The organism is Thiohalomonas denitrificans (genome assembly GCF_900102855.1).
GTDB lineage: Bacteria > Pseudomonadota > Gammaproteobacteria > Thiohalomonadales > Thiohalomonadaceae > Thiohalomonas > Thiohalomonas denitrificans.
The window spans coordinates 66,034-82,202 of sequence record NZ_FMWD01000010.1 but is presented as its reverse complement, the minus strand read 5'-3'; the positions used below and the strand labels follow the sequence as shown (position 1 = coordinate 82,202).

Genomic DNA, 16,169 nt, shown 5'->3' with positions numbered 1-16,169 from the left:
CCAGCTTGTCATTTCCCCGTAAACCAAAACGGCTTCCCCGAGTAGGCGTGGATTGCCGATAAGCCGGTCCATTCGCTTGATATTGTACTTCTCCAGGGTGCTACTCCCGACACCGCGCCCCAGACCGGTAACGCTTACACACCGCTCGGCTAATGTGGATGAGACGGCTGCTTTGACGGCAACGTAGCGGCTCGCGTGCATGGTTTGACACAGCTCGGGGAGACACGTATCAAGGATGTCGGTGGCGTGCATCTTCTGCTCCTTTTCGGATGATTTCTTGGGCTTCGCAACCACAAGAAGATCACGTCAGGAGATGCATGTCCACCTCTTTTCCCTAGATTTCAGGTACTTAGCCCACGGATTCGTGGGGATTCCTCAGACTCTGACCCCATTATTCTTTATTCCGCAATAAAGTGGCATTGCCGTCTCCTTTTTTCGGTGTTTCGTCTTGTTTGGGAACTCGACGAATACCACCGGATTAAGGAGGCGGCTAATGGGTGACAAAACCCAACGTACCCTCATTTGGCGTGTGATGGATTCGGCGCTTTTGACGAGAGCCTGCGTGCAGAACAGCGACTTCCCTAAGCCAAATCCGCATCATTGTGATCTATTTCCCTGTTAGGTCCCGTGCATTCCGCACAATGCAGCCGTACCTGTCGAAAAGGGCTTTACAATGAAAAAAATCTACAAAACCGCGGCACTAGCAGCGCTGGCAGCGGCCGCTCTCAGTTTCAGTGCCTATGCCGCCAAGCCCGTGGATTCATCGGGAGTTCCGTTCGGCAACGGTTACCCGAGCGGGCCTCACTTCAACCTCAATATTCTGGCCAAGAACGCCGACTTCACCTGCCCTGAGGCAAGTTACGACGAACTTGGCGAGCAGGTTTACGGCAACGTGATCTATATTCCGAGGGAACAAGGCTCCGACCCCATTTCTATCTTGATGGAATCGGGTTCGAAAGGCCCCAAGGGCGCGACCGATACTGCGGAGCTCCAGGTCACCGACTGGTGCACGGAGAGCTTCCCGAACGCAACGAACGACCAGGGCGACGGCGCATCGCTGCGTCTCCCTGCGAACAGCAACGGTTACGCCGTCTATGCACGGGTCACCGGAAAACCCTCTGAGGATGGGAGCACTTCTGCCAGCATGTCGTCCGAGCTCTCCTATGTGGAAGACGAGTCGGGCAATGATCTGGTGATGCTGGGAATGGTCGATAAAGACGGGGTCTCTACGTTCTCGTCTGATGGCGAAACCCTGACCCGCACATCCGATGATGGAAAAGGGAAAGGCGTTAAGAAAGCCACCGATATCAGCGGTCTATTCGAATGGAGCGGTGAAGTCTGCTACGTCCAGGCCGATACCGATGCGTACTGCCTGGATGACGCAGGCAGCAATGTGTGCACCACGCTGGAGACCTGCTGCATCGATAGCGATGGCGACGGTGCCTATGATCGTTGCGACCTTGCGAGCGACGTTGGTGTGGTCGGTGCCGACGGGACCCTGCAATGCCCGGTCGCCGATGCAAGCGGCGAACTCTACACCTCGGTGGCGGCCACCTGCCGCGTTTATGAAAACGAGTGGGTGTTCAACATCGCGGACTTTGTTGGGTTGCTCTCCACCCTGGAAAACAACGGCGCCTACAACATCAAGCTCCGGTTCTACCCGCTGTAATCCCTCCTCACTCCCTCCAAACCAAAAGAAGAGCCGGCTCCCGGCTCTTCTTTTTTACGATGCCGCTCGGTTCAGGACCGGCGGACCGGTTCGATAATCGGCTACTGCTAATCTTTCAATAAATGGGGTCAGAGTAAGATAAGTTTGTTAAACTGAAGGGACTGCAAGCCAGTAACGCATTCGGAGGGCGGATGGACAACGGTTTCGCAATCGACCGGGAGGGCACTGATCGGCTGGAGCAGTTTTTGATTTCCGACCGGGCTCCCGATGCGGCGATGATGCTCGATGAGCTCGATGGCTTCGTAACCGGAATGGTGTGCGCGGGTTTGCCCGTGCCGCTGGAGAGTTGGTTGGTCGAGATATGGGGCGGCTCCGAGCCGGACTATAGCGGCGAAGAGCAGAAGGAGTTCGCCGATCTTGTTATTCGCTTGGTGGCGTTGATTTCCGTTCTGCTCGAAGCGGAAGAGGAGACCTATCACCCGATTTACGCCAAAGATGCGCCGTTTTCCTCGGTTGCCCGGTGGGCTCGCGGGTTTATGCGAGCTCTTGCGCTGGAGCCGGATGTGTGGGACCCGGTTGTGCAGCAACGGCAGGAACTGATGATGCCCCTTGTTGCGGTAGCTTCCGTTGCGAGCCCTTCGGAGGAGAACGAGGAGGTGCGCACATTGATGCAGGACGAGCAGATGCAACAGGGAATGAGAACGGCGCTACCGCAATGCGTGCAGGAGATTCATGACTCGGGGCTTGCGCGACAATCCGGCCCCGGGATGCCGTTGCGTCGACGCACGGCCAGGACGGGGCGCAACGATCTCTGCCCGTGTGGCAGTAGGAAGAAATTCAAAAAGTGTTGCGGTGGGTAGAGGGCATGGCGAGAAGACCCAGGGCTGCGCCAGTAGGCGTTCCGCAGCATGTGATTCAGCGGGGCAACAACCGTCAGGTCTGTTTTGCCTCGGAAGAGGACATGCGGGCCTATCTGCACTGGCTGAAAGAGTACGCCGGTAAATTCAAGGTCGAAGTGCATGCCTGGGTGTTGATGAGCAACCATGTACACCTGCTGTGTACACCTCGTGCTCCCGAAGCCGTGTCGCGAATGATGCAGGCCATCGGCCGGATGTACGTGAGGTATTTCAATTACACCTATCAGCGTACCGGGACTCTGTGGGAGGGGCGCTATAAATCGTGCCTGGTCGAAAGCGAATCCTATTTGCTTCATCTGTACCGCTACATTGAGCTCAATCCCGTGCGGGCCGAGATGGTGGCGCAGCCGGATGAGTACACGTGGTCCAGTTATCCCTGCAATGCATTCGGAAAAGAAAGCAAGCTGCATACGCCGCACGCACTGTACCTGGCTCTCGGGAAGGACAAGGCGGAACGGCTGGAAAACTACCGGGCCTTGTTTTCGGCCCATGTGGAGGGACCCCTGCTGGATGAAATCAGGCAAAGCGTCAACAAGGGACTGGCCTTGGGTCACGAGCGGTTTGCCCGGCAGATCGAGCAGTTGACCGGATGCCGGGTGACGCCCGGGAAACGCGGCAGGCCTAAAAAGGCGGAATAAGTTACTCTGACCCCAGTTATTCCTTGCTATTGCTGCCGGTTTTGGCAAAAGCGAAACTTTTGGCCGCCAAAAAGGGCAGGTTTTTGTGCCTTTTGAAAGGTACTGCTAGTTAGCAAAATCCAAGGAACGCAAGTAGTTGCGAGGGATGGCATATGCATTGCTACAAGACCAGGGGCTCAACGACGGAAAATTGAGGAGTGGTCATGCACAAGATTTTTTTCGCCTTCGCACTGTTCGTCGGCTTGCTGAACGTAGGCTTCGCGTCCGATGACGATGAGAGCGCTGCTGAAAGTTCGTCCGAGGATAAGACTTACATTCCCTGGACCTGGGACGACATCGACGACTAACGATCAGGCCGAAAATGAGGGACACCTCAAGGTGTCCCCCGTGTACCTGAATAGGGGACGGGATCCCTCAGGGACAGAGTAAAATAAATGGGGGAATAAGTTACCCTGACCAACTATGACCCTACAAGTCCATTTCTTTGTCGTCCCTTTGTCGTCGATGGTATGGTATTCGAATCCACGCCGTTGAAGAATCTCGAATACCAGCGACATCTCAATGAAAGGCCGGAGTTCTTTTCGACGTATCCCACGGAGTCCTCTAGTTGATGCCTACCGGGGCCATCAAGCTGGCGCTCTTTTCGCGCGGCTTAGGGCGAGATTAGGCGTCCCATGCGAGTAATCGGCGGCATGTCTCGCTATCTGGCCCTTCTACCGAAAGGCAAGGTCGTTCTTTGGTGCTACCTCATCTGGTACGTCGTCGTTGTTGTACATTACTTCGATCCTTCGCCTGCGATCTGGCTTAATGCTCTTGGGGTATCCGCAGTTATGGGGGTCGCCCTTCTCCTTAGCGTCGGCGGTTCAGTAAGTCGCGCGAACGAACCGTGGCAGACCGCGCGATTGTTCCTGATGCCCTTCTGTGTATCGAGCTTTTCGTCTCTCATCAAAGGCAAAGGGTTTGTCCTCGTCTTTCCGCCAACAAGCACGGCGCTAATAACAGCAACTGGTAGCTGCGCCGCATTCGCACTTTTTGTCGCCCTCATGAAAGTGCGGGCAAGAAGACAGACGCTTAACGAACAAGGTTAGATCGTGCGAGCGGAGCGGAAGAATCACCCGCCTAGGGAAGAATAAATGGGGTCACCCATTAGCCGCCTCCGATCAACTGGCAATACCGTATCTCGAAGCCCAGAATTGCTCCTTTAAAAGCATCCCGATTGGCCTTGGAGCTGCCGAACACTCGTCCTGGTTTCTCGTTTATTTAGGGTCGCGGTCAGAAAGACTGATCCGCGCCAGTTACCCATCATGATCAAGGCATCGGGCCCGCTTTACAGTGCTCTGACCCCGATTAGGTGTCTCCGGCACCCCAAATAGTTATCCCGAGAATTCCCGAAGAGAGTCAGGGTTTCCCCCCCAACCATTTTGCAAAGATTGTGCAGATCAATCGCGTCGTAGCCCAGATCTATGCTGAAGATTACGAAGGCCGGAATCAGCTCTTCCTGCAGTGTGATGACTATGACCAGGCGCACGTTATTCGCGATTTCGATGCTTGTTCGCAACAGATCGGCTCGTCGAGTTTTTGTACAATCCAGCGCCTTTTTAACAAACCACTTTGCCCGGATGGGGTCGCGCAGGGCTGACACAGCGTTTTGACTGCCTGATATTTCGCCGTTACTTGCCCTTCGTTCAGCCCATTTGAGGGAATTCTTACGTTTGTCCAATTTTTACAATACGGCACATTCCTGCTCAGGCTATTTTCGCCTATGGCCCGGTACTTGTTGGTTGGGGAAGTGCGTTGATCAAAGTCCGCCCCGGGCCATGTGCCTGAAAAATTAAAATGTTGCCCCTTGCAAAGCATAATAACGGAGGACCTGCGTAATGAAACTTCTGATCACACTGATGTCGATGACAGCTGCTCTCGTTCTGAGCGGTTGCGGAGCCGTAAGCGGTTTGACGAGCTCCCAGTCTGGTGTTTCGGCAGAAGCCGATACGACACTGCAGGATGAGCTCGGTCCCTATAACGGCCCCCGTCCCCGCTTGGCGGTCGCCGACTTCAAGTGGAAGGTCGGTCAGGGTGGCCGGTCGGTGTCAATCTCCGGTCTGCCGGGGACAGGCGAGGGCATCACCATCAGCGAGCAGGAACACGGCGTGATGACCGGTCTGGAGGACATGCTCACCACTGCACTGGTCCAGAGCCAGCGCTTTAGGGTGCTGGAGCGCAGCCAGCTGAAAGAAGTTCAGTCCGAGCAAAAACTGGCGGCCTCAGGCCAGGTCGATGCGGCGACTGCCGCGCAGCAGGGCAACATCGCTGGCGCGGACATCCTGATCATCGCCGCGGTCACCGGCTGGGAGCCGAATACCAGCGGCGGTTCCGCCAGTGGGGGTGGCGGCCTGTTGGGCAAGGCCGGTGCCGTGTTCGGCGGTCTCTCCGGGGCGATGAATAAATCCGCCATGGCGATGGATATCCGCCTGATTGATGCGAACACCGGCGAAGTGGTCGCGGCTACCAATATCGACGCCGAGGCAAAAGACATGAATCTCGGTGCCGCCCTGGGCGCCATCGGTGGTGGCGCCTTTGGCGGGGGCGCCCTGTCGTCCTATTCCAATACGCCGATGGAAAAGGTCATTCGTGAGTGTATCTACGAATCGACCAAGTACGTCGCAAAGAGTACGCCGAAACGATACTTCCAGGAAAATTGATCCTGGCTATGTGCCACGGTCGTAATGCTAATCGACACGGAACCCAATGGGTGAAGTCCACTTGACGGGGCAATATGCCGGGAACTGACAGAATAAATGGTGGTCACCCATTAGCCGCTTGATCAACTGGCACTACCGTCTCCCGAAGCCCGATTGCTCCTTTCAAAGCAGCCCGATAAGCCTTGGAGCTGTCGAACACGCACCCGGGTTCTCGTCGTTTAGAGTCGCGGTCAGAAAGACTGATCCGCGCCAGTCATCCATCAGGATCAAGGCATCGGGGCCCGCTTCGCAGTGAAGCTCGGCACCCAGCCCCTGGCGCCGTTAGCAGCGCCCCAGAAAACCGTTGGTACCCTATCCTGTCCAAGTGATGCGATTCCACTCGACCGTTGACAGATTTCGTGGCTGCCTGCTTTGATAATTGGGGTCAGAGTGACTCCGACCCCAATTACCTCTGTGCAGCGGGCTCTTATTGCTCCACTCCCCGCACCGACACCGAATGTAACCCGAACTCACCGCCCTCGTTGATCAGCACCAGGCCGTCGAACGGATCGCGAAAGCCGCGGTCCACGGTGCGCATAATTTCCTGGCCGTCCAGGCGCACGACCATTTCGCCGTTGCGGTCCCGGCTCCACTCCAGGGTATGGGTGCGCCCGTCGGCCAGATTCGGCACTGAGTCGGCAGAGTCGATCACGGAGGTACCCCGCGAATAGATCCGCAGCATTTCCAATGAGGCATCGCCGCCGCCTTCTGCGGCCAGATAGCTGAGGCGATAGCCCAGCTCCGCATCCGCCTGGTAGGGCCCCAGCTGCAGGCGTTGGGCTGTGCCGCCCGGCGCCTGGGCGCTCAGCTGCGTGCTCAATGCGAAGGCATTGGTGATCGTCACGGGCGCGGTGATCACCGCCCGTGGGGTGCCTACGGCGGCGCCGGGCTGCTGCTGCGCCTCTTCGCGGCCCCCGTTCAGTGCCTCCTCGAGGATCTCACCGAAGACGCGCGAGGCTGTATCGCCTTCACTGCCATTGCGTTGTGGCTCGCTCGGGGCCGGTGCCACCTCCACTCGGCTCTTCAGGGTGCCCGCCTCGACCCAGAACTCCCCCGCCGTCACCGTCCATGAAGGCGAGCGGGTGTAGTCGCCGTCGTCGAAGTCATCGGCGAACAGCTGCACCTGCCATGGGCGATCGAAGCGTGCCACCAGTTCCCGCAAATCGCGCAGGAACGGGCGATCGGCGCTGCGTTGTTCCTCGCCGCGCTCGATCAAGGCATTCAACTCTTCGATTAGCGCCTGGGGATCCGGCTCAGCGCTCTGCGCCCGAGCTGCAATGGCGGGGGCGAGGGTCAGGGCGGCGACGAAGGCGAGGGCGCGTTTGGCAGTCATCGCGGTGAGTCTCCTGGCTGGGGGTCGTTAAATTCAGTGTGGCACAGCCAGCCGGGGTTGACCCCAATGACCCAATACGTGGGTGCCGACGGCGCACCGAGCAGCCGTTCAGCCGGTCTGTATCGCCGCCTGCCGTTCCAGTTCCACTTTCAGGTCCGGCGGCAAATCCATTTGTCGCGCCAGTTCGTCCAGGTAGGCACGCTCCATGAAGTTTTGCTCGTCCACCATGAGCAGGCTGGCCAGATACATCTCCGCCCCCATCTCCGGTGTCTCCGCGGCGCGGGCCACGTCGGCCGGGTCCAGCGATTTGTGCAGTTCCTGATCGAACCAGCGCCGGAGTTCCGGATCATGGGTCAACTTGGCGATTTCGCCGTCGATGAGTTGGCGTTCGCGCTCGTCGATGTGGCCGTCCGCCTTGGCCGCCGCGATCAGTGCGCGCAATACGGCGCCGCTGTGCCGCTCGGCCTCGGGCTCCGGAACCCGGTCCACGGTCCTCGGTTCAGGTTGGGCGGAGGCGGCCTGCCCCTGCTGCCAGGTCTGGTATGCCTTGTACGCCACCACACCCAGTGCGCCCAAGCCGCCGTAGGTGATCGCTTTACCGCCAAGCTTGCGTACCTTCTTGTTGCCGAGTAGCAGCCCGATGGCCCCGGCGCCGAGCGCACCACCTCCCATGCCGGCCATGAGATTGTCGAGAGTCGAACCACTCGAAGAGGAAGTGTCGCTCCTTTCGCCCTTGGTGCCTTGTAATAGATCGGAGCCCGATTTGAGCAGTTGATCGAGCAGTCCCTTGGTATCCATTACCGTTCCTCCCTAGCCGATCTACGGAGACCGTAGCGCAATTAGGTGGAGCCGGAACCCGAATTTACGGGTTGAGTAAATGGGGTCAAGTGAAGTAAATGGGGAATACGTTATTCGGACCCCTTGGACTTCAATTACCTTGGGGTTGCGGCCGCCAGGGATCGCATGGTGAAAGGGAGAGGACGACGGAAGCGGATTACGATCTCGGCAAAGTTTGGATCAGAAAGTGTATCCGGGTCACCTCGGAGGACCAGGGTAGGGGGGATCAATAGCCCTGACTTCGTTGTAGATTGATGGCTATGGATGGCCGGGATAGAAAAGAACGGCGCTCTCCGCTCTGGCTTTCTTTGTCCACAGGTCCAATCTTAGGGATGACCCTGTCGGAGGGCATAAAGCGATGGACACTGACGTCGATTTTGCCCAGGGATACACGGTTTCATACCCCCCGCCTGCTGCCCGGCTGAACCTCCTCTCAGGAGGCCGGAATTCCATACAGAGTGAAATAGCGCCCCACCATGGCATCAAACGAGAATTCGTCAATCGCCTTGCGGGCCGCACGGTCCCCGTAGGCAGCCCGCAGGTCGGGATGATCGACAAGCTGTTTCAGGGCATCCGCCAGCTTGGCCCCGTCGCCGACCGGCACCAACCTCCCGCTGACCCCCTCTTCTACCAAATCCGGATTTCCCCCCACCGCCGTGGCAACCACCGGCAACCCCGCCGCCATCGCCTCCAGCAGACTGCATGAAAGCCCCTCCGTTTCGGACGCAAGCACGAACAGGTCGCTGGCGGCGAGCAGGTCCGGAATATCGCCGCGATTGCCGAGAAAGTGGACCCGATCCACCACACCGAGCGCGACCGCCCACGCCTGCAACTCCGCCCGCAGCGGCCCTTCGCCCGCGAGCAACAGGCGTGTCCGTGGAAGCGGGCGCAATTCGGAGAAGGCCCTCAGCAGCAGGCCGTGGGCCTTCAGGGGGACCAGCCGGGCGACACAGGTGATCACGACCTCCCCCGGATCCACACCCAGTTCGCGGCGCACCCGATCACTGTCAGCGGCAACCGACAGCCGCGTGCCGTTGCGGATCGTGACTAGCCTCCGGCCGATTCGAACGCGCTGCCGTAACGCCGCCTCGACCTGGCGCGAGACCGCCACCAGACGAGTTCCGCCAAGAGCGGCCAGTTGCAGCAGGCGTGCGTAGCGGGGGTGCTCGACGAGGGTATAGGTATCGTGCAGCGTCCCAATATGCCGGATCCCGGTCAACCGGGCCGCCGGTGCCGCCGCCACTGTCGCGCCGACCAGGTGCGAGTGGATCACGTCCACCCGCTGGCGGTGCAGAAACCGGGCGAACCGCCAAGTGAACCGTGGCAGCGTACGCATCGATTTGTACAGGGGATGATCGCCGATAACTTGATGCGGAATGCTGTGTTCACGGCAACGGGACTCCAGATGATGGTTGCCGAAATGCAGCAGCAGCGGCTCGTGCCCCCGTTCAGCGATGGCCGTGCAGAACTCCAGTGCCAGTTTTTCGGCGCCGCCGTTGCTGAAGGTGTCGATGAACTGGGCTACACGCACTCACGCCTCCTCCACCCGCCGACCCTCCCGCAGGCAGCCGTCGTAGAGTTCACAATAGCTCTGGGCCATCGCCGCCGATGAGAAGCCCTCCCGCACCCGCGCTCGACCGGCGTTGCCGGTATTCCGCAGGGTTTGTGGACTGGCGAGCAGCGCCTCCATCGCGGCGGACAGCGCCGCCACGTCGCCGGGAGGAACGGTGATCCCGGAGCGTCCCTCCTCAATCACCGAGCCGACGTCCCCGACGCGGCTGGCAATCACCGGAATCCCGGCGGCCATCGCCTCCAGCATCGCCATCGGCAATCCTTCGGTCAGCGAGGGCAAAAGGAACAGATCCAGGGCGGGAAGCAGGGCCGGGATATCGTCGCGCCGCCCCGCAAAGTGGACTCGATCCGCAATACCGAGATCCTCGGCCAGCGCCTGCAGCGCAGGCAACTCCGGACCGTCGCCAACCACCACCAGTCGCGTTCGCGCAAAGCGTTCCCGCAAACGGGCAAGCGCCTCCAGGGCAAAGCGATGCCCCTTCTCCGCCGTGAGGCTGCTCACCATGCCGATGATCTGCGACTCCGGCCCAAGACCGAGCCGGGTTCGCGACGCTTCCCGCTCCGGCGTCGGTGCCGCGAAACGATCGGCATCCACCCCGTTGGCGATATGCACCAGCTTGTGCGCGGGCAGGCCGAGGGTGTTCATCTCCTCCAGAATCGGTCGGGAAACGGCGACTATCCGGTCGAAGCGGCGCAACGCCTGGCGATCCAGCCAGGCGTAAAGACGCAGTGTCCGGTTGCTCCGCTTCCACAGGTGGTTGGTCGCCACCAGCGGGGTGCCGACGATGGCCAAGGCGGCATGGATGTCTTCACGATAACCGTGGGCATGGACGATATCGACACCGTCGTCGCGCACCAGGTGGGCAAGCTGCTTCAGAACCGAGAGGTCGAGCCGCGAACGACACGGCAGTGGTATTGTCCTGATACCGGCCTCCTTACTGACCGAGACAAGATCCGGGACCGGATCGCCCACGTCGTAGGGAACACAGATGATCGGCTCGTAACCGAATTCGGGCGAATGGCACGCAAGCTCCATCACCACGCTCTCGGCGCCGAGGAAACCGCCGGAACAACGCAGGTGCAGCACCTTCCCAGGCATGTAGCCTCCCGATGAAAAAATTGAAAAACGTAGGCCGACGCAGGGTCTCAGTCCCCCGCTTGCCGTGACTCCCTCTGCCACGCATGCCGGACAATCGATTTGAGATGCGGGTATCGCGGTTTCCAGCCGAGCGCCGCCTGAATGCGGGTGGAGTCGGCGACCAGGCGCGCAGGAGACACCGACGGACGGCGACCGGCAGCGGCCCGCAGGACGAGCGGAATCAAATGGGTCTCGGGGTCATGCCGTTCATCCAGCGCACCTCCCCGGTCGGCACCGGCGGCGTTGAAGTAGCGCAGGCAGATCGATTGCAGACCATAGGCCCGCTCGTAGTCCTCAAGGATCTGCTCGACGAACCACTTGGTCCGCCCATAGGGGTTGGTCGGCGCCTTGGGATGCTCTTCCGTGATCGGCACCCGTTCGGGCTCGCCGAAGATGGCGGCACTGGATGAAAAGATGCAGTGCCGGACACCGGCTGCCACCATTGCGTCGAGTACGTTCAGGATATTCGAGACGCTGTTTCGGTAGTACTCGGCGGGCTCCGGTATCGACTCGCCTACCTGAATCGATGAAGCAAAGTGCATCACGGCCGAGAACCGCCGCTGCCGAAAAAGCGTGGTCAGGGACGTCCGATCAGCGCGGTCACCCTCAACGAGCTCCGCGTCCCCCACCGCCTCCCGGTGCCCGGAGGAGAGATTGTCGAACACGGTGACCCGCATCCCCTCGGCCGCCAGCAGCTTCACCATGTGGGAACCGATATAACCGGTGCCACCTACGACCAGCACTCGCATGCTCCTCTCCTGTATGAGCACAAACGCTTTATCCAACGGGTACGCACCGGCAAAAAGTGTAGTGGAATCCCCCATGGGTTGCACTGAGGCAGCTCCGACCACCGGCATCTATCGACCCGGAACTCCACGCGCCAACCCCCTGGCAGTGCGCGGAGCTGTCCGTGTCAAACCATGCATGCTGCCCGATTCGCTGCGGTGAAGGTGGCGATCGATTTGGCGCTGACTTCGCAGTGTGCGACGGTGACCCGCTTGGGCCGCGGAATAGCCAGTACAGTCGACGAGCGCTACGGCATCAAGCGCATGGACCGCCTCATCGGTAACGCTCGTCTGCTGCGAGAAGGACTCTCGGCTGAGCGTCATGCGGTACTGCTGCTTATCAAGCTCTGGCACTGTTCGTTGCTTGGCTGCACGGCAAAGCGGCACAGGCTAAAGACCTTCAGCGCTGATATCAGGCGAATACCGTGAAATCACGTACCCTTTTGTCGAGCATCTTTCTCGGCCTGTGGGTGCGTGTGTGATCGCCGGATGACGGGCGTGTCCAACCGTTCGACACCTAATCTAAGATAGCTTACCGTGTTATCAATACCTCCCGTATCGGCCGCGCCCCCCTGCCTGCGGCGGCGCCGGTCAATCGGCAATACCGTTCGTTTGCACCGGTCCGGGCGAGGGCTGTTTGGCGGGGGCTGACTTTTCGGCGAGTTTATTATTGCGCCGTTCCTTAGAGCCGTCTATCGGAAGGAGGAACCATGAGCGAGAAGAATCCCAATAAGGGCTATGTCGCCATTCTCGGCTGGAGCCTGAATGCCATCGACGCGATCGACCGCTTCGACCGGCGCTACGTGATCGTCGCGCCGGAATGGGCCGAGGAGTATGCGAAGGAAAACGACATACCGTTTATCGCCTGGAACTTCGAACGGCTCAACGAGCGCTCGTTCGAGATCGCCGAGATCCTCAAGGAGGAGGGGGTCGATGTGGCCATCCCTCTCTACGAGGAGACCGTCGAGTGGGCGGGTGCGATCAACTCGGTGCTGCTGAAAAACCCGCGCCTGATGGGCCAGGCGCTGTTGTTTCGTGACAAGGCACTGATGAAACGCCGCGCCCAACTCGGCGGCATCCGTGTCGGTATTTTCGAGGAGGCGCATGACAAGGGCGATGTGATCCACTTTCTCAAGCGGGTCAACCAGGCACTGCTCAAACTGGACGGTGACCCCAACGACCCCATTCACCTAAAGGCGTTCGATAAAGCGGGGTGCCTCGGTCACCGCGTAATTCGGACGCCGGACGACGTCGACAACATCCCCGAAGAGGAATTTCCGGCGTTGATGGAGAGCCACCTGGACGGCTGGGAGTTTGCCGTCGAGGCCTTCATCAAAGACCGCAAGATTCATTTTCTCAACATCTCCGAATACGTGAGCCTCGGCTACTCGGTGTTCGTGCCAGCGACGCCGGACCTGGAGAAGTGGCGTCCGCAGGTGGAGCAGGAGATCGAGAAGCTGATCGAGTCCTTCGACATCGATTTCGGCTTTATACACCCGGAATACTTCGTTACCAGCGACGGCCGCATGTACTTCGGCGAGGTGGCCTATCGGCCGCCCGGGTTCAACGCCTTTGAACTGATCGAGCGGGCCTATGGCTTCAACGCCTACCAGGCGATGGTGATGATGTTCGATCCCAAGACCACCGACGAGGAGATCGAGGCGTTCTTCCCACGCGAGGTGGTCGACGCCAAGGGTCACGCTGGCTGTTTCGGCGTCTACCCGCGCCGCCGCGTGATCAATGAGCTGCGCATTCCCGAGGAGACGGCGAACCATCCCTATTTCGAGTTTCACGAGCTGCAGTCACCGATGCAGAACAAGGTGCCCAAGCGCAGCGCTTTCGGCACCCACTGGGGCCTGGTCTACTTTTTCGGGGACGACCCCTATAAAATGCGCGACCTACTGAAGGCGCAGGAAGAGCTGGACTTCTATATTTGAGCAACCGAACGATAGACACAGACAAGGAGCTGCCGGCCCCTATGGAACGAGGCGCCCTGCTTGAGGAAAAGCTGCTCTACGCCTTCGAGCGGTTGGAGGAGTCGAGGCCCTTCGCCAAGATGCGGCACCAAGGTGCGGTGCTCGAACTGGCGGAGCGTCTTCTGGTTCAGCCCGGTGGGTTGGAGCGCCTCTATCGTTTGGCGCCCCGGTTCGACGCCGCCGGCCTGTTTTCCGGCACCGACTGGGTCGAGCCGACGGCGCTCGTGCCTTCGTTGGTCCGCCGCACCCTGGAGCAGGGCGAGAAGGGGACCGTTGTCCTCGAGTGCCTCAGTGAACTGCGGCTGCTGGCGGTCTTCAAGGGAGAGGTGATCGAGCCGCCCGTTTCGCCGGAGCAGGCGCGCCACTTCCTCACCCAGGTGCTGGCGCTCAACCTGAACCGTGTTTTCGGCGCCGCCGACGAGGCGCAACGGGTCCGCCTCGGGCCGCTGGCCGGCGCCGTCGACGAGCTGTTTCGCTTTCTCCTCGAGCATATCGGCTTCGAAGATATCCTCGGGAGCCTGATCGAGGAGATCTGGCGGATCCTCGCCCAGCGTCCGATCCAGGTCGGCAACGTCAAGGCGATGGTGACGCAGATCGCCCTGGTGCTGAACCAGGGTGGCGCCGATATTGGCGAGGCGCGTCTCGGTGCCGATCGGTTGGTCAGTGCGCTGTTCGGGCCGACCCAGGGCTGCCTCGATGATCCCGGCGTAGCGGTATTCCGCGAACGCCTGGAAGCGATGGACTTTCAGGCCCTGCAGCAGGAGGCGTACGGCTTCGCCCGCGCCATGCACGATACCGGGCTGGTCTCCGACTATCACGCCGTCTATCTGCACTGGCTGGTGGAGAACGATCACGCACAGCTGATTGCCGACGCCCTCGGGCTCAGCTCCACCGGCCTGGACGCCCTGCGCAGCTATCAGCAGCTGGTCCATCGTCTGATTATCGACGCGATCCACCCGCAGACTGCGCAGGCGGTTTACGGCCTGGGGATGCTGCTCGAACGTGGCATTTTCTATGCGTCGCCGATTGCCCCCGCCCTGTGGCGGCAGATCGGCCTACGGCTTTCCCCGAATGCAGAGGCGAGCCTCAGGGCGGCGCTGGGTGACACCCTCGAGCCCCGTGTTCACCTGCTTGCCGGGGTGATCTCGCTGCTCGGACAGCCGCTCGGCGTCGGGCAGGGCAATAACCCTACCTGCCAGGCGGCCCGCGCCATCTCCATGTGGTCCTATAACGATCCGGACTACCTGCTGTACCTGGTCGCCCAGGCAGCCCACGGCGATAACATCCTGATGCACTTCGAGGGACAGCCGATTCAGTCGTCGGCCCTGCTGGCCGGGCTGTCCCGGTCGGTTCCCCTCGATACCGACCCGGTTTCCATCGTCCTGGTGCCGCATCTCGACCGTGTCTACGCCGAGATGGGGCGGCTCTGTGCCGGCCGCGACGAGGACCCCCATCGCTGGATCAACCCGGAGTTCCACGGCTGGTGGGTGGGGCGCGAGTTTCTCATCGCCGTGGACGTGGGCAGTGGGATGCTTTCGAACTACCGCCATTTCGTTCACTGCTTCTATGCCGGTTATCACCCGTACTACAACGGTAATCAGCCGGTGATTCACCCGCAGCCGGCCGGCATCGCCGTCACCGACAGCAGCGCCCGTTTCGTCGGGTGGCATGCCGTCAGTATCATCCGTGTCGCCCTCGACCAGGAGGAGGTGATGCGGGTCTACTTCTATAACCCCAACAACGACAGCGGACAGGACTGGGGCAACGGGGTGGTGGTCTCGACCCAGGGCTACGGCGAGCGCTATGGCGAGGCGTCACTGCCGTTTGACGAGTTCGCATCGCGGCTCTATATCTTTCACGACGATACGGTCGTGACCGAAGGCGAGCTGCCTGTGCCCGATGAAGAACTGGACACCGTGGAGCAGATGGCGTGCGCCAGCTGGGCGGCGGAGCGCGTTCAAGGTTAGTCCTGCATGAACATTTGGCGTCAGATCAGAATCCGCCATAATCTGGCGGAACGGTAAAGGACATAGCGCACTAACCATGCAGTTATACCATGAAGAACCACCCACGACGGAAGCGTTACAACCCTATGTGAACCGCCGCCTGCACACCCGAAGTGAGTCGGATATCGATTTTTGCATGGCCCTGCCGCCAACCGGCGCGATATACCTGACGTTTGTCTACGGTGACGAAATGACCCTGCAGTTTGGCGATGCCGATCCGGAGATGTCCCCAAGGCTGTTTGTCGGGGCCAGGTCGTCATTATATGCTCGTGTCCAGGATGCCAGGTCGGGTGGGGTTCATAGGGATTGAGTTTTCTCCCACCGGTTTTCACTTTCTTTTTCTCTGGGATTGCAGTGCGCTCACGGACCGCACTCCATTGCGTGAAATAATCCCAGCAGCCGCTGAAGTGGAGCAACGGCTGGTAAAGGCAACCGATAACACTCTGTGGTTGACCCTCTTGCAGGATTTTCTTCTGGAAAGGGTATTCAGAAGCCGAACCCACGCCGGTGGTGGATAACCCGGTGAATGATATTGAGCGTGCCCACGGCTGCATCAGTGT

Annotated in this window: 15 protein-coding genes and 1 pseudogene; 10 read left to right on the top strand and 6 right to left on the bottom strand. The window is 60.0% G+C overall.

Annotated elements, in window-relative coordinates:
- Positions 1-252: pseudogene (locus BLP65_RS17100) on the bottom strand (hypothetical protein); the annotation flags it as partial.
- A gap of 421 nt (positions 253-673) precedes the next feature.
- Between BLP65_RS17100 and BLP65_RS14375 the strand changes: the two are divergent.
- From BLP65_RS14375 to BLP65_RS14350, 6 genes are all read left to right on the top strand, one after another.
- Entirely contained in the window at positions 674-1,669 is a 996-nt protein-coding gene (locus BLP65_RS14375; protein ID WP_092998602.1) for a hypothetical protein, read from the top strand.
- A gap of 191 nt (positions 1,670-1,860) precedes the next feature.
- Positions 1,861-2,529, top strand: coding sequence for a YecA/YgfB family protein (locus BLP65_RS14370; protein ID WP_092998618.1), 669 nt, complete (start codon positions 1,861-1,863; stop codon positions 2,527-2,529).
- 5 nt (positions 2,530-2,534) lie between these two features.
- Positions 2,535-3,224, top strand: a complete 690-nt coding sequence (locus BLP65_RS14365) for a transposase (RefSeq protein WP_092998600.1) — start codon at positions 2,535-2,537, stop codon at positions 3,222-3,224.
- Positions 3,225-3,427: 203 nt separating this feature from the next.
- Positions 3,428-3,571 carry a hypothetical protein gene (locus tag BLP65_RS17010; protein WP_175452597.1) on the top strand — a complete coding sequence of 48 codons (144 nt, stop codon included), beginning with the start codon at positions 3,428-3,430 and terminating at the stop codon, positions 3,569-3,571.
- 345 nt (positions 3,572-3,916) lie between these two features.
- On the top strand, positions 3,917-4,312 hold the full coding sequence (locus BLP65_RS14360) for a hypothetical protein (RefSeq protein ID WP_092998616.1): 396 nt from the start codon (positions 3,917-3,919) through the stop codon (positions 4,310-4,312).
- Positions 4,313-5,101: 789 nt separating this feature from the next.
- Positions 5,102-5,923, top strand: a complete 822-nt coding sequence (locus BLP65_RS14350; RefSeq protein ID WP_092998596.1) for a CsgG/HfaB family protein — start codon at positions 5,102-5,104, stop codon at positions 5,921-5,923.
- Between the two features lie 466 nt (positions 5,924-6,389).
- Here the strand turns inward: BLP65_RS14350 and BLP65_RS14345 are convergent, their stop codons facing one another.
- From BLP65_RS14345 to BLP65_RS14325, 5 genes are all read right to left on the bottom strand, one after another.
- Positions 6,390-7,295, bottom strand: coding sequence for a hypothetical protein (locus BLP65_RS14345; RefSeq protein ID WP_092998594.1), 906 nt, complete (start codon positions 7,293-7,295; stop codon positions 6,390-6,392).
- Positions 7,296-7,403: 108 nt separating this feature from the next.
- On the bottom strand, positions 7,404-8,093 hold the full coding sequence (locus tag BLP65_RS14340) for a tellurite resistance TerB family protein (RefSeq protein ID WP_092998592.1): 690 nt from the start codon (positions 8,091-8,093) through the stop codon (positions 7,404-7,406).
- A gap of 472 nt (positions 8,094-8,565) precedes the next feature.
- Complete coding sequence (locus BLP65_RS14335; protein ID WP_092998590.1) at positions 8,566-9,663, bottom strand: glycosyltransferase; 1,098 nt, start codon at positions 9,661-9,663, stop codon at positions 8,566-8,568.
- Complete coding sequence (locus tag BLP65_RS14330) at positions 9,664-10,803, bottom strand: glycosyltransferase (RefSeq protein ID WP_092998588.1); 1,140 nt, start codon at positions 10,801-10,803, stop codon at positions 9,664-9,666.
- 47 nt (positions 10,804-10,850) lie between these two features.
- Positions 10,851-11,591 (bottom strand): NAD-dependent epimerase/dehydratase family protein, encoded by a 741-nt coding sequence (locus BLP65_RS14325; protein WP_092998586.1) that lies wholly within the window; start codon positions 11,589-11,591, stop codon positions 10,851-10,853.
- 171 nt (positions 11,592-11,762) lie between these two features.
- On the opposite strand from BLP65_RS14325, the gene BLP65_RS14320 reads away from it, so the two are divergent.
- The 4 genes from BLP65_RS14320 to BLP65_RS14305 all read left to right on the top strand — a co-directional run bounded on the left by BLP65_RS14320 (position 11,763) and on the right by BLP65_RS14305 (position 15,919).
- Complete coding sequence (locus tag BLP65_RS14320; RefSeq protein ID WP_092998584.1) at positions 11,763-12,056, top strand: hypothetical protein; 294 nt, start codon at positions 11,763-11,765, stop codon at positions 12,054-12,056.
- Positions 12,057-12,337: 281 nt separating this feature from the next.
- Positions 12,338-13,564: an ATP-grasp domain-containing protein gene (locus BLP65_RS14315; protein ID WP_092998582.1), complete on the top strand. Its 1,227-nt coding sequence runs from the start codon at positions 12,338-12,340 to the stop codon at positions 13,562-13,564.
- Positions 13,565-13,605: 41 nt separating this feature from the next.
- Positions 13,606-15,570, top strand: coding sequence for a hypothetical protein (locus BLP65_RS14310; RefSeq protein ID WP_092998580.1), 1,965 nt, complete (start codon positions 13,606-13,608; stop codon positions 15,568-15,570).
- A gap of 76 nt (positions 15,571-15,646) precedes the next feature.
- Entirely contained in the window at positions 15,647-15,919 is a 273-nt protein-coding gene (locus tag BLP65_RS14305) for a hypothetical protein (protein WP_092998578.1), read from the top strand.
- The last annotated feature ends 250 nt before the right edge of the window (positions 15,920-16,169 follow it).

What these genes read in the sequence shown, in the direction of transcription:
- BLP65_RS14340 (WP_092998592.1), bottom strand. Translation starts at nt 8,093, where the DNA reads ATGGATACCAAGGGACTGCTCGATCAACTGCTCAAATCGGGCTCCGAT.
- BLP65_RS17010 (WP_175452597.1), top strand. Translation starts at nt 3,428, where the DNA reads ATGCACAAGATTTTTTTCGCCTTCGCACTGTTCGTCGGCTTGCTGAAC.
- BLP65_RS14315 (WP_092998582.1), top strand. Translation starts at nt 12,338, where the DNA reads ATGAGCGAGAAGAATCCCAATAAGGGCTATGTCGCCATTCTCGGCTGG.
- BLP65_RS14375 (WP_092998602.1), top strand. Translation starts at nt 674, where the DNA reads ATGAAAAAAATCTACAAAACCGCGGCACTAGCAGCGCTGGCAGCGGCC.
- BLP65_RS14330 (WP_092998588.1), bottom strand. Translation starts at nt 10,803, where the DNA reads ATGCCTGGGAAGGTGCTGCACCTGCGTTGTTCCGGCGGTTTCCTCGGC.
- BLP65_RS14350 (WP_092998596.1), top strand. Translation starts at nt 5,102, where the DNA reads ATGAAACTTCTGATCACACTGATGTCGATGACAGCTGCTCTCGTTCTG.
- BLP65_RS14305 (WP_092998578.1), top strand. Translation starts at nt 15,647, where the DNA reads ATGCAGTTATACCATGAAGAACCACCCACGACGGAAGCGTTACAACCC.
- BLP65_RS14310 (WP_092998580.1), top strand. Translation starts at nt 13,606, where the DNA reads ATGGAACGAGGCGCCCTGCTTGAGGAAAAGCTGCTCTACGCCTTCGAG.
- BLP65_RS14370 (WP_092998618.1), top strand. Translation starts at nt 1,861, where the DNA reads ATGGACAACGGTTTCGCAATCGACCGGGAGGGCACTGATCGGCTGGAG.
- BLP65_RS14360 (WP_092998616.1), top strand. Translation starts at nt 3,917, where the DNA reads ATGTCTCGCTATCTGGCCCTTCTACCGAAAGGCAAGGTCGTTCTTTGG.
- BLP65_RS14345 (WP_092998594.1), bottom strand. Translation starts at nt 7,295, where the DNA reads ATGACTGCCAAACGCGCCCTCGCCTTCGTCGCCGCCCTGACCCTCGCC.
- BLP65_RS14320 (WP_092998584.1), top strand. Translation starts at nt 11,763, where the DNA reads ATGCATGCTGCCCGATTCGCTGCGGTGAAGGTGGCGATCGATTTGGCG.
- BLP65_RS14365 (WP_092998600.1), top strand. Translation starts at nt 2,535, where the DNA reads ATGGCGAGAAGACCCAGGGCTGCGCCAGTAGGCGTTCCGCAGCATGTG.
- BLP65_RS14325 (WP_092998586.1), bottom strand. Translation starts at nt 11,591, where the DNA reads ATGCGAGTGCTGGTCGTAGGTGGCACCGGTTATATCGGTTCCCACATG.